At 36.3% G+C, this 22,038-nt stretch carries 17 protein-coding genes and 1 riboswitch; of the genes, 4 read left to right on the top strand and 13 right to left on the bottom strand.

The annotated features are described in order from the left end of the window. The 13 genes from K8V80_RS11130 to K8V80_RS11070 all read right to left on the bottom strand — a co-directional run. Positions 1-164: histidine phosphatase family protein (locus K8V80_RS11130; protein ID WP_276778055.1), on the bottom strand; the 164-nt coding region annotated here is incomplete at its 3' end. A gap of 4 nt (positions 165-168) precedes the next feature. Next, entirely contained in the window at positions 169-924 is a 756-nt protein-coding gene (gene cobS, locus K8V80_RS11125) for an adenosylcobinamide-GDP ribazoletransferase (protein WP_276778054.1), read from the bottom strand. 4 nt (positions 925-928) lie between these two features. Next, positions 929-1,969: a nicotinate-nucleotide--dimethylbenzimidazole phosphoribosyltransferase gene (cobT, locus tag K8V80_RS11120; protein WP_276778053.1), complete on the bottom strand. Its 1,041-nt coding sequence runs from the start codon at positions 1,967-1,969 to the stop codon at positions 929-931. A gap of 1 nt (position 1,970) precedes the next feature. After that, on the bottom strand, positions 1,971-2,483 hold the full coding sequence (locus K8V80_RS11115) for a bifunctional adenosylcobinamide kinase/adenosylcobinamide-phosphate guanylyltransferase (protein WP_276778050.1): 513 nt from the start codon (positions 2,481-2,483) through the stop codon (positions 1,971-1,973). Next, positions 2,480-4,297 (bottom strand): precorrin-4 C(11)-methyltransferase, encoded by a 1,818-nt coding sequence (gene cobM / locus K8V80_RS11110; RefSeq protein ID WP_276778047.1) that lies wholly within the window; start codon positions 4,295-4,297, stop codon positions 2,480-2,482. The genes K8V80_RS11115 and cobM overlap by 4 nt, the downstream gene beginning before the upstream one ends. Position 4,298: 1 nt before the next feature. Further along, the gene (cbiE, locus tag K8V80_RS11105; protein ID WP_276778046.1) at positions 4,299-5,489 is read right to left on the bottom strand and encodes a precorrin-6y C5,15-methyltransferase (decarboxylating) subunit CbiE; all 1,191 of its coding nucleotides are present in this window, start codon (positions 5,487-5,489) and stop codon (positions 4,299-4,301) included. Further along, positions 5,486-6,421 carry an adenosylcobinamide-phosphate synthase CbiB gene (gene cbiB / locus K8V80_RS11100; RefSeq protein WP_276778044.1) on the bottom strand — a complete coding sequence of 312 codons (936 nt, stop codon included), beginning with the start codon at positions 6,419-6,421 and terminating at the stop codon, positions 5,486-5,488. The genes cbiE and cbiB overlap by 4 nt, the downstream gene beginning before the upstream one ends. Then, a complete protein-coding gene (locus tag K8V80_RS11095) occupies positions 6,409-7,422 on the bottom strand; it encodes an aminotransferase class I/II-fold pyridoxal phosphate-dependent enzyme (protein WP_276778042.1) in 1,014 nt (337 codons plus the stop codon). Before K8V80_RS11095 ends, cbiB begins: the two co-directional genes overlap by 13 nt. Continuing rightward, positions 7,423-8,907 (bottom strand): cobyric acid synthase, encoded by a 1,485-nt coding sequence (locus K8V80_RS11090; protein WP_276778040.1) that lies wholly within the window; start codon positions 8,905-8,907, stop codon positions 7,423-7,425. A 16-nt stretch (positions 8,908-8,923) separates the two neighbouring features. Next, positions 8,924-10,330 carry a precorrin-3B C(17)-methyltransferase gene (gene cobJ / locus K8V80_RS11085; protein ID WP_276778038.1) on the bottom strand — a complete coding sequence of 469 codons (1,407 nt, stop codon included), beginning with the start codon at positions 10,328-10,330 and terminating at the stop codon, positions 8,924-8,926. Continuing rightward, positions 10,324-11,790 carry a PepSY domain-containing protein gene (locus tag K8V80_RS11080; protein ID WP_276778035.1) on the bottom strand — a complete coding sequence of 489 codons (1,467 nt, stop codon included), beginning with the start codon at positions 11,788-11,790 and terminating at the stop codon, positions 10,324-10,326. Before K8V80_RS11080 ends, cobJ begins: the two co-directional genes overlap by 7 nt. 16 nt (positions 11,791-11,806) lie before the next feature. Continuing rightward, positions 11,807-12,742, bottom strand: a complete 936-nt coding sequence (locus K8V80_RS11075) for a sirohydrochlorin cobaltochelatase (protein WP_276778033.1) — start codon at positions 12,740-12,742, stop codon at positions 11,807-11,809. Between the two features lie 4 nt (positions 12,743-12,746). Next, complete coding sequence (locus K8V80_RS11070) at positions 12,747-14,966, bottom strand: TonB-dependent receptor (protein ID WP_276778031.1); 2,220 nt, start codon at positions 14,964-14,966, stop codon at positions 12,747-12,749. Between the two features lie 48 nt (positions 14,967-15,014). Next, positions 15,015-15,219: riboswitch (cobalamin riboswitch) on the bottom strand. Between the two features lie 93 nt (positions 15,220-15,312). On the opposite strand from K8V80_RS11070, the gene K8V80_RS11065 reads away from it, so the two are divergent. From K8V80_RS11065 to K8V80_RS11050, 4 genes are all read left to right on the top strand, one after another. Further along, entirely contained in the window at positions 15,313-16,614 is a 1,302-nt protein-coding gene (locus tag K8V80_RS11065) for a cobyrinate a,c-diamide synthase (protein WP_276778030.1), read from the top strand. A 3-nt stretch (positions 16,615-16,617) separates the two neighbouring features. Beyond that, complete coding sequence (locus K8V80_RS11060) at positions 16,618-17,193, top strand: cob(I)yrinic acid a,c-diamide adenosyltransferase (protein WP_276778029.1); 576 nt, start codon at positions 16,618-16,620, stop codon at positions 17,191-17,193. A gap of 185 nt (positions 17,194-17,378) precedes the next feature. Then, on the top strand, positions 17,379-19,979 hold the full coding sequence (gene galB / locus K8V80_RS11055) for a beta-galactosidase GalB (protein ID WP_276778027.1): 2,601 nt from the start codon (positions 17,379-17,381) through the stop codon (positions 19,977-19,979). 185 nt (positions 19,980-20,164) lie between these two features. Next, on the top strand, positions 20,165-21,586 hold the full coding sequence (locus K8V80_RS11050) for a DUF1266 domain-containing protein (protein WP_276778024.1): 1,422 nt from the start codon (positions 20,165-20,167) through the stop codon (positions 21,584-21,586). The last annotated feature ends 452 nt before the right edge of the window (positions 21,587-22,038 follow it).

The following is a 22,038-nucleotide window of genomic DNA, read 5'->3' as shown; positions in this document are numbered from 1 at the left end:
GTTAATGGGCTAGAGTAGATATAATCAAACTCTTTTCCTTTGAGTTGATTTTTTACTACTTGTGCTTCTTCTTCAAAAGAATCATTTAATGGAACATCTGTTTGTCCATAACAAGTCCCTTTAGGAACATTAACTGAAGTATGACGAATCAAATATACATTCATAAGCTTAAATATTTAATGCTAGTAAGATACCCAAATAAATGGAAATTTCACAAAGGAGGAAGGATGCTCCACAACAATCTCCCGTATAGCCTTGAATTCTTCTTTTCAAAATGACAGCGATAAGCAGAAATGTGAGGATAGGGAAAAGAGCAACCCACCATATAGCATAGGGTATTAATAAAATAAGAGGTAATAGTCCAAAGAGGTGTGCTATAATAAAAGTAGGAACAGACATTTTTCCATAAACCACTTTGGCTTTACTGGTTTCTTCTGTTCGAGCATAGGGTAGAACTTTATTAATGTAAGAGGATATTAATTTTGCTAACGGATCAGCAACTAATATTGCAAGTGCTGCTGTTTCTATTGGTAGTGCAGATAAGCACTGAAAGAGTAATAAAAAGTAGATGATATGACTTAGTACGCCGTACGTACCAATATGAGAATCTTTCATAATTTCAAGTACTCTTTCACGAGTAGTACCCCCACCTAAACCATCAAAAAAATCAGATAACCCATCTTCATGTAATGCTCCAGTAAGTAGCAATCGAGATAGGATAGCTAGGATAATAGCAATGGGATAAGGAAAGATATAGCTGCTAAACCACAATGTCATAGACATTACCCCAGCCGTCAGCCAACCGATGACAGGCCAATAGTTAATTGCCTGCTTGAAGTGTTCTGCTGGAACATTAAAAATCTTAAGTTTGTAGAAAGGAAGTCTTGTGAAAAACTGTAGTGCAGCAGCAATATCTTTTATCATGTCCTTAGAAGTATTTAGTTACTTGTACATCTTTGAATGTACTCATTTCATTAATCATCCGAATGGCCGATTCTAGTATAGGGTAGGCACAAAGAGCTCCCGTACCCTCACCAAGTCTAAAACCCAGTTGTAAAATAGGTTTTGCTTTTAAATAATTAAGAGCAATATGATGTCCTATTTCATTTCCTTGATGTCCATAGATAGCGTAGTGTAACACATTCTTGTTGATTTTAGAAGCCATAAGCATACAGTTTGTCATAATGAAACCATCTACAAGAATGATCATTTTTAGTCGGGCAGCTTCGAGCATAGCACCTACAGTCATAACCATTTCATAACCTCCAAAATAACGCATAATGTCAATTGGTGAGTTATTTCCTTTGTAGTTAGTTACAGCTCTGCTTAAGACATCGTATTTGTGGTTGAGAATATCACCTGTATGATCACTTCCTGCTCCTGTACACTCTTTCAAAGATGTACCAGTGAGAAAGTGCATCCAAATGGAAGAGGAAGAAGTGTTTGTTATGCCCATTTCACCAATAGCTAATACGTTGCAACCCTCTGCATGACATTGACGTACGCATTCTGCTCCAGATTCAATAGCTTGATTCATTTCCTCTTCGGTCATTGCTGCTTCATACAAATAGTTACGTGTTGATTTGCGTATTTTTTTGTGTGTAATTCGTTTGTCTGAAAGATCAAGATCTCTATTAACACCCCCATCGACTACCATTAATTTAAAATGATGTTGACGAGCAAGAAAGTTGACTCCAGCTCCTCCTTTTAAGAAGTTTTCAAGCATTTGATAGGTTACTTCTTGAGGAGAAAGACTTACTTTTTCTGAAGCAATACCGTGATCCCCAGCGAAAACGATGTGATGGGGATTAGATAACTGAGGGGATAGAGTTTGTTGAATCCATCCTACTTGTAGTGCAAGCTCTTCTAGAAAACCTAAAGAACCTTTGGGCTTGGTTAGGTTGTTGATTTTGTCTTGCAGATAAGGAATAATTTCCTCGTTGGGTTTTTCAATGTCGAATTGTAGCATTTTATTTAATTTTGACGGGAATTCCCGAAACCATTAGCGTAACTTCATCTGCTTGAGAAGCAATATATTGATTTAGCCATCCTTGTAGATCAGCAAATCTTCTTTGTATGGGGTTAATAGACATCTCCCCCATACCTATTTCATTAGTTACAAAAAGAAAAAGAGCATCTTGTTGTGTAAATAGATCAAACTCTTTTTTGAGTTGAGAGAGCGACTCTGCCACGTCAGAATCTAAATCATAGAAGAAATTAGTTGCCCATAAGGTTACGCAGTCTATGAGAACTACTTTTCCTTCTAGATGATGTTTACTCAGTTCTTTTTCCTCTTCAATATTTATCCAAGAGTTCGCTTTACGTCGCTCCTTATGAATTTCGATTCTTTTGCGATGTTCATCATCCCAAATTCGTGAGGTGGCTAAATAGACGGGAGTTTCAGAAAGAGAAAGAGCTATTTTCTCTGCGTAAGAGCTCTTTCCCGAACGTTGTCCTCCTGTTATCAAACAAATCTTTTTCATTTTCTAAATAGATGTCTGAATTTGTGAGAATAGAGTTTAGATACTCCTTTGCGATTATCTATTGCTTCACCTACTACAATCATGGTAGTTAGAGTTAGGTTATTGCCTTTTACAATCTGAGCTAAGTCTTTTAATTGTCCGCGGAATATCTTTTGATCTTTCCAAGTTAGTTTATAGCAAGCAGCAACAGGGGTGGTAGGAGGGTAATGTACTAATAATTCCTCTTGAACTTTATCTACAATAGATGCACTTAAAAAGATACACATGGTACTTTGTGATTTAGCGAGCATATGTAGTTGTTCTTTTTCGGGCATTGGAGTACGACCTTCACCACGAGTTAGAATAATAGTTTGTACTTTTTCGGGTATTGTAAACTGTGAACGTAACTCTGCAGCAGCAGCTTGGAATGATGAAATACCTGGAGTAATGTGATATGACATATTGTATTCATCGAAAAAAGCCATTTGTTCCTGAATAGCACCATAGATACAAGGGTCTCCCGTATGAAGTCTTACGACTAACAAATCTTTATCATAAAACTCCTTCATGATAGCAAACTGCTCTTCTAAAGTCATAGCAGCTGAACTACGAACAACAGCTCCTTTTTTTGCATAGTGAGTCAGTTCTACTGGCACTAAGCTACCTGCATAAAGAATTAAATCCGCTTCTTCTAAGAAACGTTTTCCTCTTACAGAAACGAGCTCAGGGTCACCCGGACCAGCACCCACTATTTCTATATGTCCTTGTCGAATAGAAGCAGGATCAATAGCTAATGCAAATGTAAAATCATTGCCTTCACTGAATACTCCTTTTTGTTTTTCTACAAGTAAAATACCATCATGAGCACTGCGTATAGCCGATGCTTCAGAGACACTAGGAGATTGAGTTACCTCTTTGACTTTTTCGGAAGGATTTGGAACGTTTACATCTTCCAATTCTTCTGCAGAATAGATATAAATAGGTAGTTTCCCGAAGTATTCACTCAATTCCTTTAAAAGAGGTTCGTCTTTCTTAATATCAATTGAAGAAATGTCTTGAATCGCATCAGTAGCTATATTGATGCTGTTGAGATAATTCTCTATATGTTGTGCTATACCTGTTGCATTACAGTTTTTTCTACAACCTACACCTAAATGAAAAGCTTTGTTATGAAAGGATATAGTATCAATTCCTGCATCGGGATAGATGTAGGGAGTTACTGCTATAAATAGCTGGTAATGATCAAAGTTGATATCCTCGTATTTATAAAAAATATCTACATGTTCAGGTTTCGTTCTTTCTAAATAAGCTGTTCCTTCATCTTTGGCATTGAGAAATAGAGCTGTTTTTTCTTTATTGACGAAACGAGTAAGAGGTTGATTAAAGTTGTTTACATTGCTGCGTGTTACCCAATTGTATTTTTTGCCAATTGTATCTAAAGCCCAAAGATTATTGTTGTCACTTTGAGTCGTAATAACAGGTTCTGTACCTAAAATTCGTGCAATTTGTTCTGTTAGTTCGTTGGCTCCTCCTACATGTCCTGATAAAACAGAAATTACACTTTTCCCCGTGCTATCAATGCAAATAATTGCTGGATCTGTATGTTTATCTTTAATATGAGGAGCAATAGCTCTTACGCAAATGCCCATTGCTCCAATAAAAAGAATAGAATCTACTTTATCAAATAGATCTGCTACACAGTCACTTATCGAAGGTATGAATTGACAGTTTTCTAGTTCGTGTTTAGAGTAGATCGTGCTGCCAATCAGACTCTCTTGTATGGTTTGAGCTACACCCAAAGCAGATTTAGATGTAAGTATTATTGCATGTTTCATATTATTTATTTTTTATAGCTTTCATCACAAGGATGGTGTTATAGTTGTCTATTTGGATTGAGGTTGACTCTTGTAAAGTTAAGTTATTCTCTTGAATTGCTTCCCTAAAAAGGCTCTGACTATTTTCAGAAACCGAATTAAACACAATAACTCCGTTATCTGCAAGGATAGGAGCTATCTTTTGGATGATATGATTCATTTTTCCTCCATGCCCACCTATAAATACCGCATCTGGTCTGGGCAATTCAGAAATATCTTTTAGAGTAAAGTCTCCTATATATGATTCAATTCCTGGTGTACCCCAAAGTTTGGCATTGGCATCAATAAGTTCTCTTCCTTCCTCCCTGATTTCAAAAGCAATTACTTTGAGATGTGGAAACTGAAGTTTGGCTTCTATAGAAACTGAGCCTGTACAAAAACCTACATCCCAAAGTGTTTCTTTATTCCAAAGATCGAGCATACTTAAAGACAGAAGTCGGATAGGCATTTTGGTAATCATATTGACTCTACCATCCAACAAATGACATTTTTCATTCGGTAGTCCAAAAGGTTTATTTCGCTTGTATGTTTGTTGAAGAATGATATTATTCGGGAATTTAAATTCTTTACCAATAATATCTTTTATATTCCAAGTAGAAGTGTTTTCTTCCTCCTTATTCCCTAATAGTTCACCTACAGTCATTGTATAATTATCGTACCCAAAATCAAGCATTCGCTGCGCTATCGTTGATGGAGTATGATTTTTTTTATCGGTGAGAATGCCAATCTTGGCATAACCAGAAATTAGTGCTTCATCAAATTTATCCCAAGGTCTGCCCGTCAACGAAACAATGTGCATGTCGTGATACGGTAAAACCAAGCGATGAGCTAAGAGTTGTAGGGAATTAAAATAGGGATAAAGTATAATTTCCGCATCAGGAACTTCCCTTTTTATGGTATTAGCAAATCCAAAAAAGAGTGGATCTCCCGAAGCAAATACAACTATATTTTCACAACTCTCATATTGCTTGAAAACATCACTTAAAGGAACTACGATATCTATCCATTGGTGAGCTGTTGGCAAGTATTCTTTGACTATCTCATAATGCCTTTTTCCTCCAGAAAAGATGGAGTTGCTTTGAATTATATGATTGACTTCAGAAGAAAATTCTTGATTCTGATTATCATCTATGCCTATTACGTAAAATTTCATAATACTATAAATACAGCGATTAATAAAATGACCATAAGTGCCTCTGTATAGAGATTCACACGGATGGCTTTCTGTGCATCTTGAAGAGTTAATTCTCTTGGGTTATCTCCTATATAGGGTTTATCAACTACTTTGCCATAATAAATATTGGGTCCACCAAATCTACAATCTAATATTCCTGCGAGAGCTGATTCTGGATAGCCTGAGTTTGGACTAAGATGCAATTTACAATATTTTCGGACGAATGAATACTTTTTTAGATTGCCACTAACAAGAAGCATTAGTATAGCTGTTAGTCTAGCTGGAATATAATTGGCGATATCATCTATGTGTGCAGCCCAACATCCAAAATCTTTATATTTATCATTCTTATAAGCAATCATGGAATCTAGGGTATTAATCATCTTGTAGGCAGCCATACCTGGTAAGCCAAATATTAAAAACCAGAACAAAGGTGCAATGACGCCATCACTTAGATTCTCTGCCAAAGTTTCTAGTGCTCCAATACGTATCTGTTGAGGAGAGAGTTGAGAGGTATCTCTGCCCACTATTCGTGATAATTGCTTTCTTCCATCTTCTACCGATTGATCTACTGCATCAAAAACCATTTTCACTTCTCTGCGAAGAGTTTTACCAGCCAAGAAGAAGAAAATTCCAAGAGTATTGATGGTTATGGCTAAAAGAGGATGTATTCGATTGGCTAGAAGAAGAATGGCCCAAGTCAATGCAAAAACAAATAGAATCAAAAAGGTACTATATAATCCACCTTTTATCAGTCTATTGCTTTGTTGGTTTAGCCTTTTGTCGCCCCAAGCAATTAACTTACCAAACCAGACAATAGGGTGAGGGAGATGCTCAGGGTCGCCTAAACTCAAATCCATCAGCCAGCCTAGTAGTAAAGGAAGAATAATATAGAGTGTTATGATATCCATTCTTTAATTGCTTTTATAAGTACGTTATTAGCCTCTTTGTTTTGGGCTGCCACTCTAAAATGTTGAGGTGTCAATCCTCTAAAATTACTTGCATCTCGAATTAAAATACCATAGTTCTTAACTAAAAATTCTTTTAAGTCTTGAGCTGTTCTATGTTTATCCTTTATACAACACATAAAAAAATGAGTAGTAGTGGGACTAACTTCCAGCTCATCCATTTTAGCTAATTCTTTTTTAAGAATGTGAGCATTTTCTAGTAATTTTTCTACATCTACTAGGTTATCGTATTGAGTTTCTAAAAACTTACCCGCTTCAATAGCCAATTGATTCACCGCCCAAGGCATTCTAAAATAGTTGATCTTATTGATCAAGTTTTCAGAACTACTTAAATAACCTAATCTTAATCCAGGAATGGCAAAATGCTTAGTCATAGAATGGAGAAGAATTAAATTTGAAATGCTTTTAGAATCTAGCATTGTAAAAAGCTCTTCTCTACAAAAATGCTCATACGACTGGTCTATCACAAAAACTGTTTTGGGATGTAGGTTGATGAACTTTAAGAGATATTCTTTTGAGTAAGTGTAGCCCGTAGGATTATTGGGATTACAGAGCCAAATTAAATCGAGTTCTTCATGGACCTCACTTAAATGTGAGTAATAGGATAGCTGATGTTGATTAATTTGACAAGCATCTTCGTACTCACTGAAAGTGGGAATGATTATAGCTGTTTTTGCTTGAGCAAAAGCTTGAGCTATAAGGTAAATAGCCTCGGTAGCTCCATTGGTAATTGCTAAGTTAGTTTGGTTAACTCCGTTCTTTTCTGCTAACACTCGAGCCAGAGAACCAGCATCGGGTTCTGGATATGAGTGTATTTGGTGAATACAAGTTGTGATGTAAGCTCTTAGAGCTGATAAATCTTGATGGGTATCCACATTAGAGCTGAAGTTCCAAACGATCTTATTGTCTTGGTTATATATGTCGTCTCCGTGACCAATAATCATTTAGTCTTCTTGTTTTAATATTTTGTATAGCAAATCCATGTTGACGTGCTGACGTACATGATCTGCTAATTTATCGTATTGTTCTTCTTTGAATTGAGCTAAATCTAAAGGCTCTTCATTCATTTTATCTGTGTAAGGAGCTAAAATATGCTCTATTACATTTGAGTTGTCTAGTATGCCATGAATGTAAGTTCCAAAACATTTGTTGTCAACATAATAACCATCGGTTTGTCCTTCCTCCGTGTGATTGACTGGTTTTGACTTGGTACCTTCAATTGGCCTAGTTGATCCCATATGTATCTCATATCCTTTACAAGGTTGAGGCTGATCGAGAAATGTAAACTCTGTTTGTCGGGTTACTTTTTCTTTTCCCATAATCGTAGTTGTAGGTAAGAGTCCTAAACCCGGGAAACGTTCAATTTCACTCTCTACGTGGAAAGGGTCACACACCTCTTGTCCCATCATTTGATATCCACCACAGATCCCTACCACAGTTGCTCCATTTTTGCGTGCATTAATGATGCTTTGGGCTACACCATTTTTTCTCATTTCGTATAAATCAGATATGGTGTTTTTACTTCCGGGAATTAAGATGATATCAGCTTTCTCAACTTCTTCTGTATTGTTTGAATAGAAAAGATGTACACGAGGATCTCTCTCCAATACATTAAAATCAGTATAGTTAGACAGATGTTTAAGCAAGATAACTACTACATTGATTTTTCCTCTTTCGGCATTCATGCTTTTAGTTTGCAGAACGACAGAATCTTCTTCTTCAATGTGAATATCTGTATATTGAGGAACAACTCCAAGTACGGGTATTTTACACAAGTCTTCAATAATCTTAATCCCCGATTCAAACAGACGAGCATCGCCTCTAAACTTGTTAATGATAATGCCCTTGATATGTTTGCGTTCTTCTTCATTCATAAGCATTACTGTGCCATATACTGAAGCGAAAACTCCACCTCTATCAATGTCGGCTATCAAGATTACGTCTGCTCCAGCATACATAGCCATCGACATATTCACTAGGTCTATCTCTCTGAGATTAACTTCAGCAATGCTACCAGCTCCTTCCATCACGATAGGATTATATTTTCCTTCTAGTCGGTCGAAAGCTTGATGTACAGCTTGCCTAAGTTCATCCCGTCCTTCTTTCCTGAAATACGCATAAGCACTTTGATTGCCTATAGCTTTACCATTTAATACCACCTGAGAAGTTTTATCTCCTGATGGTTTAAGAAGTAGGGGGTTCATATCTGTTTGGCAATCCACTCTTGCGGCTTCGGCTTGTACAGCTTGAGCCCTCCCAATTTCTAATCCATCGGCAGTAATAAATGAATTGAGAGCCATGTTTTGGGCTTTGAATGGAGCAGGTTGATAGCCATCTTGTAAAAAGATTCTACAAAAGGCAGTAGCGATAATACTTTTTCCAACATCACTACCTGTACCTGCCAACATGATTGGTTTCAGTTTTTTCATTTTTAGTGCCTCCTAATCATACATCTCTACCTGGTCGAAGTTGCTCGGCATCTTCAAAGGATAAAATAGAGTTTACTAAAGTAGCTGCTAAGTTGCTTCCTCCTTTTCTGCCTTCTACAATTAATTTGGGTATCTCTTTAAAAGGCTTAATCATGTGCTTTGATTCTTTCACATTGACAAATCCTACGGGAGAAGCAATGATTCCTGCTGGATGTGCCTTGCCCAAGCGTATTAATTTGCATAATTCCATTAAGGCTGTGGGTGCATTACCAAATACATAAAGTGCATCAGGATGTTCTTCTACAGCTAAACGAATCCCTGCTTGAGTGCGAGTAATATCGTGTTGTTGAGCTAATTCGGCTACACGCTCATCGTGTAAATAACATTTAGCTTCAATACCCAATCTCTCTATAGCTCCTTTGCGAATTCCTGAAGCAGCCATAGTTACATCGGTAATAATTTGTTTGGTTTTGCCAGATAAGAATGATTTGTTTAAGGTTTCTACAGCATCCTTATCTACATGGAGAATATTTTCCATATCAAAGTCGGCAGTAGTATGAATAGCATGTAGAAGTGCCCATTTATGTCCGAGAGGGATCTCTTTGTTTTTTAATTCACTCTCAATCGTTTTGAAACTTTTGATCATGATGCTTTGTCCTAAACCTACATTGGCATCTCTACCTTCCCGATAATAACCACGAGGAGTAATAATCTGATTTCCAAAAGTATGGCTTTGTGAGTTCCCTATAATGACAATGGTAAACATATCTATCTTTTCGATATCTAGTTCGGACAAGGTAGTAATAACTATTTCTTGATCCTCTCGCCCAGCTTGATGAACATAGCCTACGGGTGTTTGTGGATCTCTTTCTTCTAAGAATAGCTCTATCAAACGGTGAAGTTGCCAATACCTTCCTTTACTTTTGGGATTATAAATGGCTGTAACAAAATCTGCCATAGCCGCAGCTTTTATTCTCTTTTCTATGGTTTCCCAAGAAGTCATTAAGTCGGACATGGATATAACACAAAAATCGTGTCCTATAGGGGCACCAAGTAAAGCAGCAGCCTTTTGAAAGGCACTAATTCCAGGAAGAGCAATTACCTCAATATCACTATTCTTCTCCTTTTTCATTTCATAAACAAGAGGAGTCATGCCATATATTCCTGCATCTCCAGAGCTAATTACACAAACGGTTTTTCCTTCCTCTGCATATTTAAAGGCTTCTTCTGCACGATCTTTTTCCTTACGCATACCCGTATCTATACAGATCGCTCCTGGCTTGCTGATACCTTCTATAAATTGAAAATAATATTTATAACCTACTATTACATCTGAGGTTTTAATAGCTTCCAATACAGCTGGAGTAATATCTTCTTGTGAGCCAGGACCAATTCCTGCCACTATAATCTTTCCTTTTAACATGTCTTTTTAGGTTTCTTTTTCAGTTTACGTATTAAAAATTTAAAGCTTAGCCAAACACCTGTACCAGAAACAGCTATACATCCTAAAGCTAGGAACCAGATGGTTAAAGTCCATAATACTGGTCGTTCCATTAGCCATTGTATGTGCAAATAGTGGAATCCATTGAATAACCATTTTCGTGCTTTTCTATTCTTATCTAAGTGTTTGTAATTTCCTGTTTCAGGACTTATATAATATGTATTCTCGTCTTCACTCTCTACGGATACCTTGTAAATAGGTAAATCTAAATCTCTTTTCCAAGGTAAGTAATATTCTTCAAAGTGATGGATAAGTTGGATGTTATATTTTGTCTCTTGACCATGGATAGACTCTATGGCTTGGCAAATTTGAGCCTCTGATAAATTGAGCCTTTGTATGCTATCTTTCGAAGCATCAATATGTAACACTTCTTTACCATCTATGATTTCATAGATAGGGACTCCCTGAAAAGAAGTCCAAGAAATTTGTTTTAGTTTTGGAAATGCTTCTTGGAGTTTTCTATAATCTAAAGGATAGACAGCAGGATCTACCTTTTTACCTTTAATTTTTTGAGGGATATGATAATTCGTATGTGTCTTTACAAGCCATTGAGGAACTTTCTGGAGAGCCATCATTCCACTAATAGACCAAGTAAAAAGGAATAGGCTAAATGCAAAACCTAAAAGAGTATGCCACTTATAGCTAAACTTACGATAGGGAGTGCTCCATTTCTTTTGAATCTTATATCTTTTGGTATAAGCTCTTACCCCTAATATAAATCCTGTAATCACGGTTATAAAAGAGAGAGTGGCTAGGGTAGTAAGTGTATTTATCCATGTTCGCGTATGTTGGCGTAGAGCTGGAATATATAGCTTGTGAGGAATAGAGCCCACATAAGCCCAAAGTCTTTCATTACGTGTGGTTAATTGTTGGACTTCTCCTGTTCTTGATGATAAGTAAAGTTGATGTTTTGCAGAGTCATCAAAATGTACTTTATAGATGGGAAGTTCTTTTTGATATTTAGAGTACATAATCCAAATATCTTGCTTGTGCAGCGTATCTATTTTTGCAATAGAAGCCTGAACCCATGATTGAGCGATGTCTTCTAATTCAGCTTTAGAAATAGGCTCATTATCTTGCTCTAATTGAGAAGAAATATAATAGGTGTCTTTGCTCGTTTCTACAGTAAATATTCCTTTGTTTTTATACTGATTTACCTGAATGCTTTTTAGCTTTTCATCTTGAGGAATTTCTGCTAATACATCCTCTATATTCGGTAAGGAATCGGTGAGGCATATTCTGTGGTCGTGTCTCTGTGTTTTATCTACATCAGGAAATGACTTGTAGATCAAAACTAATCCTGTAATAAACCACATTAGGAACAGTAAGCTAATTACTGTTCCTAATACTCTGTGGATGGCATATGTTATTTTCTTAAACATAAAGTGTTTTTCTATATTAATGCATCACTTCTCCAGTTACTTCGTAAACTGCTTTTTTATCTATGATGTCTCTTTTTTTGTGAGTCGTGATAAATTGTAGATGTTTTACATATAAGTTTTGTATTTGAGGATTTTCTCCTAGTCCTTGTACTCTTACATCTACTTGATAGCCCTCTTTTTCTAAATCTTCTTTCCAATCTCCAGCAATGTCATTTTTGGCATGGTCTCCAGCTACAAACATAAGAGGGATAAGAGTTACCTTCTTATACGGAGAAGCTTTGAGTTGGTTTAATGCGTCATCAAAAGAAGGATAACCTTCAATTGTTCCAATTATGCAGTTGTCGTGTCCTTTTGCTTTGAGCATATAGTCCATCATAGCATATTGTGCCGTTGTAGGGTCAGAAGTTCCGTGCCCTACAAAGATGAAGGCTTGGTCTTTACGAATATCTTTAGTTATGATTTCAATCAAATTACTATAGTCTTCTGGCTCATAAAGGAGAGGATTACCGATGCGTATATCTTTAAATTGATCTTGAATATCCAATACATTTCTGCGTAGAGATTCCATTTCTACCCCATTAATAATAGTTGTCGGTTGAATTAAAATATGGGTGTATCCTTCTTTATGCAGTTGAGTTAGAACTTGAAGAGGGTTTTGTTTTTTGATTCCTCTTTCGTTCAATCTTTTGATAATAATGCGAGAAGTATAGGCTTCATAGAAATCACAATTTGTAAATTGCTCTTTTACCTTTAGATTGATAGCATCAATGGTTTTTTCACGAGTGTCGTTATGTGTTGTACCAAAGTGTACCATTAACACAGCGGCTTTATCAGCCTCCTTCATATCTTTAAAAAAGTCAATATGCTCATAATCTCCACCACCATGTGCATATAGAGCTAGAGAGCTCACCATACAAATAGCAATTAAGAAAAGTTTTTTAATAGAGTTCATTGTTTTATTTATTAAATTTAAGTGTTACACTAGCAAAGAATGTTCTTCCTGGAGAGGTTGTAGCATATCTCATCAAGAAAGGTTTTTCATCTTTAAAGTTGAAAATATTATCTATACCCAAAGAAACTTCAGGGGTGAAGATGGATAGTGCTTTGAAGCGATGAGTGCTTGTAATATTCCATAGGTTATATGAACGAGCATCCATATTCGTATAATAGGCTCTGGATTGTAAGTGTCCATTCAAGTTGACATTTAAGTCGTATTTACTCCAGTTCTTGAAATAGTTAAGACTTACCGAACCAGTATGGCGACTTGAACCGTTTAAATATTTATCTCTAACATTCGGTTTGTTTTTGGAATTCATATTCTTAGCTTCCAAGAAACTGTAATTCGTACCTAGGGTTAAACCCTCAGTAAGTAGAAATTGCATACTCACATCGAAACCTCTACTTCTTGCTCTATCGTAGTTCTGATATTGATAATGATCTTGTTTTGCCGATTCATTAGTATATTGATCATTGATTAAAACGCGTTGAATAATATCATCCACGAATGTAATGTAGGCTGAACCTGATAAGGTGAAGAAGTTATTGAAGTATTCAGCATTGAAAGAGAATGAATTTGACTTTTCAGGTTTTAAATTGGGGTTAGGATGATTCACTGTACCACCATTCATATTTTCATTTTCGTAGTAAAGTTCCATCATATCTGGGGCACGGAAACCTCCTGCATAAGATAGGCGCATATTGACATGATCCCAAGAATACATAGTAGAAAGTGAAGGAACAAAGCGATTGTTGAATTCTTTGTGGTGTAAGGCTCTAAATCCAGCAACAACAGTCCAAGCATCGAAGAATTTCATTTCATCTTGAGCATAAACAGCAGCTGTATAAGCCGATTTTGAATGTTCTAGTTTTTCTGGATTAGCTAAATAATCGATGGTGTAATCTAGCCCTGTAGTCAACTTATGATGACTAAAGTTTAATACGCTTTTTAAGTCGTTTTTAAAATAGCGTTGACGTTTAGATAACTCTGATGTACCTTCTTTTTTACCTTTGAAATGATCTTTTTCATATTCATAGTTGTCAAAATAGGTATCAAAACTGATAAAGCCTATCTTTTTAGGTAAGCGATAGATTGTTCCAGCCCCGATATTGTAATCTTTATAAGCCATGTTGTAGCTATATGCTTCATAAGGACGATCTTGTTTCTTGTTGTAGTAAGAGCCAAAAAGATCAAAGCTTAAACGAGCGTTGGGCTTATACGTAAATTTTTGTTTTACAATATTTGAAGAGTAGGCAGTTACAGCTTGTTTTACTGTTTCTTTTACGGTAGGCTGACCATTTTCATCGTAACCATTTTTATTTGGACCTCCTTTTTTATCCCATTCGTATGGACTAAGTTGCCAACCATTGGTTTGTCTTCTCTGGTATGATGTTTGAGAAGTTACTTTACCTAGTTTGAATTCGGCAACAGTAGAGTGAAAGAACTGTCCTTTTCTAGATATCTTATTAGTTGTTGTAATATTTACTTTTTCAGTAGGGTTTTGGGTGATGATATTGATAACTCCACCCATCGCTTCCGAACCATAAAGAACAGATGCTGATCCTCTAATAATTTCTATTCTTTTTATCTTACTCATGTCGATACGCTCCAAGTCTGTCTGACCGCTGGTATCTCCATTCATTTTGTAGCCATCTACTAAAATTAATAGATTTCTACCACCCAAACCACTTGCTATAATACCGTGGCTTTCACTATAAGTAACTGAAGAGTTCATGTTGGCAACAATCTCCTCTAAAGAAGTACTTCCTGTATTTTGAATTTCTTTTTGAGTAAAAATCTGTGTGTGAATGGGGGTGTCTTTCAAATAAGTATGTGTACCTGTTCCTGTAACTACCACTTCTGATAAGTTGAAAGCCTTGTCGGGCAATACGATAGAGATATTATGCTTGTCTGCTATCTTGTCTATAGACAATCTTTTATCTTGATAATTAAAAGAGTGAACTCTTAAAATAAGGCTTCCTGTATCCTGAATACTGAGTTCAAATCTTCCTTGATTGTCTGTCATTGTACCATAGTGGGTTCCCTCAACTGCTATTGTAGCCTCTTTAACGGGGTAACCTTTTTCGCTCTTTACAATTCCTTTTAGTAAGGTTTGAGCACATAACAAGTTGAATGAGCAGCATATAAATGCTACTAAAACCAGTAAAGTCTTTTTCATTAGATGTTTTATGTAAAATTCATACTCTATTCTTAGCCCCGAGAATATTGTTATCTGTTTGTGTTGGCAGGTTTCCTGACTAACTCTGTCTGAACGCCTTCCCATTCTGTATTTAGAATAGTGGCAATGAGGATGTTCAAACCGTGTTTTTATAGAGTTCACAGTAGCGGGCACTGTTTCGGATTCTAACCGAATTCCCTTTTATACCCTAGTAAGGAAATACTAGGACATCACCAAAACGCTGCAAAGGTATTAAAATATAAAAGAGTTTTAAACACTTCTTTTCTTTTTTTTAATGTAATATTGTGATTACGTTTTTTATTAGTAATAAAACTTTATAGAAGATATGAATAAACCCCAATTCTTAATTGCAGCAGCAAACTCTGGTGCCGGAAAAACCACAGTAACACTTGGATTGATGAGAGTTTTAGCCAAACGCAATTTATCTGTACAACCCTTTAAATGTGGTCCCGATTATATTGATACCAAACTTCATGCATTAGCTTCTGGTAAGCCTTCTGTAAATTTAGATTTATTTCTTGCGTCCCCCGAGCATATAGAAAACACTTATAATAAGTATACCTCTTCTGTAGATGTTTCTGTTGTAGAAGGTGTTATGGGTTTATTTGATGGTTATAAAAAGATGGAGGGTAGTGCTGCACAGATTGCAAAGCAATTGGATATTCCTATTGTTTTGGTAGTCAATGCAAAGGCATCTGCTTATTCTACGGCTGCTTTGCTTTATGGCTTTAAGAATTTCGATAAAGATATTCGTGTGAAAGGAGTCATATTCAATTTTGTGGGTTCTGAAAGTCATTATAGCTTCTTAAAAGATGCCTGCTACGATGTAGGAGTTGAGCCTTTAGGGTATTTACCTAAAGATGAAAATCTCGCCATTCCTGAACGACATTTAGGTTTAGATACCGACAACACCGAAGCCATCCATCATTCTATTGATATTTTGTCAGATGCTATCGAACAGCATGTTGATATAGAACGATTATTAGAAATAACTTCTTCATCCGTAAAAAGTACGAGAGTAAAAGAGATAGAAACTAAACCTATGTTCCAGTGTATTGCCGTAGCTAAAGATGAAGCTTTTAATTTTATGTATGTAGAAAATATTGAGACACTTCAGCAATTGGGTTCTGTTGTTTACTTTAGTCCGTTACACGATAAAGAGCTTCCCCGTGAGGCCGATTTTGTGTACTTGCCAGGAGGTTATCCCGAGTTTTATGCGTCTAAGCTCAGTGAAAACAAAACGATGCACCAAAGTATTTATGATTATATCGAAAAAGGAGGAAAGCTTTTTGCTGAATGTGGCGGAATGATGTATTTGTCGTCTTCCATACAAACGAACGAGGGTGTTAAATATCCTATGGTTGATATCTTTCATCAAGAAGCTAGCATGAAGAATATGAAACTAAAATTGGGTTATCGTTTATTCTCTTATCAAGGAGTAGAATACAGAGGGCATGAGTTTCACTACTCCCAAATCATTTCAAATTTGCCAAGTGTTGCACAACAGTATGGGGCAAGAGGTCAGGAAGTGGATACGAAATTACTTCGATATAAGAATGCAGTTGCAGGATACACTCATATTTATTGGGCTGATAATGAAAATTGGTTGAATCTTTTTAATGATTAAGAAATGGCAGTAAGAATTTATACTAAAGGAGGAGATAAGGGTATGACTTCGATTCATGGAGGTACTCGAGTAGATAAAGATGATATTCGTATTGAGGCAAACGGAGCTTTGGATGAACTCAACAGTGTCATCGGAGTGGTTCGCTCTTTTATGGCAGAAGAAGATAGCAGGCATGAGATTCTTTATCGCATTCAAAAAGAGATGATGGTAGTCATGTCTTTAGTAGCAACTCCTTCTGCACATCGTGAAAAAAACCCGAATACTTTTGATGAGTCTATTATCCCTTACTGTGAAGAATTAATAGATGAGATGGTGGCCCAAATCCCCGAAAATGAATTTTTTATTCTACCAGGAGGTAATCCAATTTCGGCTCATTTACAATGGGCTCGAACTATTGCTCGCAGAAGTGAGAGAAGACTGTGGACTTTACACCGCAGTGATGCTTTACCCGATGAATTGTTGAAATTTATCAATCGACTTTCCGATTTGTTTTTTATTATGGGCAGAGAAGAGATGTCTCGAGATGGGAAAGCAGAAGAGAAATGGCATAAATTTCTGTACAAAAGAAAAAAGAAATAGAGGATAATATTCCTTTATTTGTTAATGAATACAAAAAATACCGATTTGGTTCTAGATTCGATGAGTTCAGACCAAGTCGGTTTTTTTATACTCTAAAAACTGTCTTATCTTAGCAAAAGGAAGGAGAAAGAGCTCTTCTTTCATCAACTTATTGAATAAAGAAATTCACTAACAATTTGATATATATGAAACGATTTCTGGTTTTTGTCGCAGTAGTACTTTTGTTTTTACCCTACTCAAGTGCTCGAGAGCGAATGTTATTTAATGAAGGTTGGTCTTTCAAAAAAGAAGATCCCTTGTCTATTCAAAAGGACAACCGTTTAGATTATGAGAAAATAAAGAAATGGATATTACCCTCTGGTAATCGATTCCTAAAAAATGCACCACTCTATGCCCAGCCACAAGAAAAACTAAACGGTGGGGAATATACAGAAATTAGTTTCGATGATAGTTCGTGGAGAGTACTCAATCTACCTCACGATTGGGGTATTGAAGGTCCTTTCGTTCAAGATCTTCCTGGAGAAACAGCTAAGTTGGAGTGGTTTGGGGTTGCTTGGTATCGTAAGCAATTTGAAGTTTCTTCAGAAGATGTAAATAAGCAATTCTTTCTAGAAATAGATGGTGCTATGTCTTATTCTACCGTATGGTGTAATGGAGAGTTAGTAGGAGGTTGGCCTTATGGTTATGCTTCTTATCAAGTAGATTTAACACCTTATATTAAAGCTGGAGAAAAAAACCAGTTGGCTATTCGCTTAGATAACCCAAATATCTCTTCTAGATGGTATCCTGGAGGGGGTATCTATAGAAATGTGTGGCTAACCAAAACAAATCCTATTCATATTGATCAATGGGGTACATTTGTTACAACTCCTCAAGTTTCAGCAGAGAAAGCTGAGGTTCATGTAGCCGTTTCATTGGCTAATGCTCAGAAAGACCATGCACAAGTTGTACTACGTTCTACTCTCTATTTACAAGATAAAGAGGGTAATATCGAGGGAGATGCACTTGTTACAACAGAACAAAAAGTATGTGCATGTAGCTCTAAAACCGTTAGTCAGGTTCTTTCTTTAGAACAGCCCAAACTATGGGATGTAGAACATCCTGATATGTATGTGGTTAAAACTGAAGTGTTGAATAATGAAGAGGTGCTCGATACCTATCTCACACCTTTTGGCATACGTACGATTGAGTTTACAGCCGAAGATGGGTTTCACCTAAATGGAAGAAGAGTTCAGTTGAAAGGTGTTTGTATGCACCACGATCATGGAGCCTTAGGAGCAGCATTCCATACCCGTGCTATGGAACGTCAGATTGAAATATTAAAGGAGATGGGTGTAAATGCTATCCGTACTTCTCATAATCTTCCAGCTCAAGAAATGCTCGATCTTTGCGACCGTATGGGTATCTTAGTTCTAGATGAGTTTGTAGATACTTGGGTAATGCCCAAAAAGGAGAATGGTTATTCTAAATTGTTTGTCGATTGGAATGAACAAGATTTACGTGCTTTTATCCATCGTGACAGAAATCACCCTTCTATAATAGCATGGAGTATAGGAAATGAAGTAGGAGAACAACACAACGAGCAAGGTATCGTAATTGGTAAATGGCTAAGTACTGTGGTGAGAGAAGAAGATTCTACTCGCCCTACTACAATAGGAAATGATAATCCTCAAGCAGGATTTAATGGTTTCGAGCGAGTAGCAGATGTGTTTGGCTACAATTACAAACCTCATTTCTATGCGAAGTTTAAAGAAGAAAATCCAGAAATTCCATTATATGGTAGTGAAACTGCTTCTTGTATCAGTACACGTGGAGAATATCTTTTCCCGGTAGATAATGACAAGAGTGGGGGTAAAATAGGATTTTATATGAGTTCGTACGACTTATTTGCACCGGGTTGGGCTTGTCCTCCCGATACAGAATTTGAAGGTCAGGATAGAGTAAAAGCTAGTGCAGGAGAATTTGTATGGACGGGTTTTGATTACCTAGGCGAACCTACTCCTTTTACAGCAGATATGACAGTACTTTCCAACTATCATTCTGATGAAGAACGTGCTCAGGCAGAGAAAGATCTTAAGGAAGCAGGAAAACTAACAGTTCCTTCTCGTAGTTCGTATTTTGGAATTGTCGATTTAGCAGGTTTCAAGAAAGATCGTTTCTATATCTATCAAGCACATTGGCGTCCCGAATTGCCTATGGCACATATCTTACCTCATTGGAACTGGGCAGATCGTAAAGGAGAAATCACACCTATTCACGTATATACTTCTGGTGATGAGGCTGAATTATTCTTAAATGGAAAATCTTTAGGTAGAAAGTCCAAAGGGGAGTACGAATATCGCTTACGTTGGGATGATGTGGTTTACGAACCTGGAGAAGTAAAAGTTATTGCCTATAAAAATGGAAAAGAGTGGGCAGAAGATGTCGTTAAAACCATAGGAAATGCTACTCAACTCAAACTAGAAGCAGATCGACAAGTTATGAAGGCAGATGGATCAGATCTTATTTTTATAACTGTTGATATTTGTGATAAAGAAGGGCTAATGCATCCTAAGGCTTCCAACAAGATAGAGTTTGAAGTAAAAGGTGCTGCAGAAATTGTAGCAACAGATAACGGAGATCAAACGAGTCATGCTTCTTTCTTGAATCCTTATATCAATGCCTTTAATGGTAAAGCTCTAGTCATTTTGCGTTCTGTAAAAGGAAAATCGGGCAATATTATTTTAAAAGCAAAGTCCAAAGGCTTACGTGGTAGTCAAATTAAGCTAAAGAGTACAGAACTTTAAAAAACTGTGCTAATCCTAATAGTAGAAGGAGTTCCATAGAGACATGGAACTCCTTTTTTTACCCTTTCGTGTAGAAATTTTCACTAATTTCTGATAATATGTATAAAACGCCTTGAATAACGCATAAAAATTCTTTTCTTTGGAAGATACATTCTATAACCGCTAATAAGATAAATCTTCATTTTATGTTAAACAAATACACCTCACTTTGCTCTGTATATAGATATACATCACATTTTGAACAAGTTGTAGATGCAAAAACGATTCAAAAGGAATTCTATGATACAGTATCGTTAAAGGATAAGGCAGAAGAGGCGTTAATCCGCAAAAATCTAGAAAATATTTACGATATAACCGATGAGGAAAGTGCTATTGCTACTATTGAAGACTATATGAGTAATAGTATCTGGTTACATCCTATGTTTTCTATTTTGGTAGATGTCTGGCGAGATCAGCTTGATGTTTTGGAGCAAGACACGACTCAGATAGATGATCTTATGCTTACCGATGAATACCTCATTGAAAAGGTTAAAAGTTACACTACCGATTTTGATGAAAACGACAAGGAGTTTATTGTCAATAGTGTTAAAGATCAGCTAATGGACTTACTTTCTTGTCCTGAAAGTAAAAAGTTATTCATCCAGTTTTTTAATAAGAATGAAATCCTTATTCAATTGGCTGGTAACTATCCTGTCTGGGGCTTTGAATTGGCACGTTTGGTAGAGGTTATGACAAAGGCTAATGATTTAGGATACCTTACAGATGAACAACTGACTACTTATCTCAATAAAGTAGGGGAGTGTGTAGAGTCTAAATTTAGTTCTTGGGAACAGTTTTTAGCTAGCTGTGCGTTAGGAAAACTTTATACTTCACAAAATAGAGATGTTAAAAGTGTGTTTGTGCATAGTCAAGAAGAATATATTAAGAATGTATATGGCTTAATTACTTCGCCAAATCGCATCCTTCTCGATTCGGGTTTATGGGGAAATAGTAGTTTTGCAAATATAAAACAGGCTTTGGAAGTTCAGTTTCATTTAAAACCTGTAAAAAAAGAATATTTAGCAGAATATGAAGCCAATGCCCAATTAGAAGGTCAGTCTATTGCACTTTTTAATAAATATCTAGGTGATCCTTTGAAAGAAAAAGGAGTAGATAATTATGTTCTAGAAAACTGGCAACTCAATAATGTATATTCTGCAGAGAATGATATAAATGATGGTTCAACCTTCTGGAAGCAAGTGTATGATTTGAAAGAGAAGTTCGACTTGTTTTTTAGTAAAGAGGAAATTCCAATTCTTATCTTGGGGAAACAAGTGATTACGAATAGGGCTCTTTATTTAGTGAAGCGCAAATTCTTGAAGAGAAAACTAGAAACTATCCCTTTGCCAGATGTGCAGTTTGATTTTGAGGTGGAATACACCCAAGCTTATCTTAAAGTTCTTTATAAGGGAATGACTCTTACTCACTTCCAACTCGAAGCTTCAAGAGTAGGGCTAGAGAGGGATGATCTTTTCAAAAAGAATAAAGAAGAGGTGTTTCAACTCTTTGAAAAAGATATACAAAGTTTGAAAGACGTTTTTAATAGTCTTCGTACGATAAAAGAATAAATAATACACTCTAGATATAATGAAAGCCCTCGTTGGAATCTCCAATGAGGGCTTTATTGTTGAAGTACCTTTCCTGAAACTCTTTGCTTATAGCACCAGACTGAATGCAAGAGAATTACGGTTATACTCTATTTTGTAATTTGAGCCGAATAAATAGCCTAATTGGCTTATGTCACTTGGCAAATGAAAGAGTTTAATACAAGTCATTGTTTTAACTGATACATTTTGCCATAGAGTGCAGTACTAAGACTCAGACAGAATAAAGGAATCCTCTTTTTGTGTATAACTCCTATTGTGACTATATATTCAGATTGTGTATAAATATTAAGTTTACTTAGTGGCTTCATACTTTGACTAGGTCAAGATATCATCATGACACCGACATGATGATACGATGACACCGACATGTTCTTATCATATCGGTGTCGGAGTAAATCTATTTTTATGCACTG

It is taken from the genome of Bacteroides coprosuis, assembly GCF_020741705.1.
Taxonomy (GTDB): Bacteria; Bacteroidota; Bacteroidia; order Bacteroidales; family Bacteroidaceae; genus Bacteroides_E; species Bacteroides_E coprosuis.
Note: the sequence above shows the minus strand (reverse complement) of the source record. Positions and strands in the feature narration are given on the sequence as shown.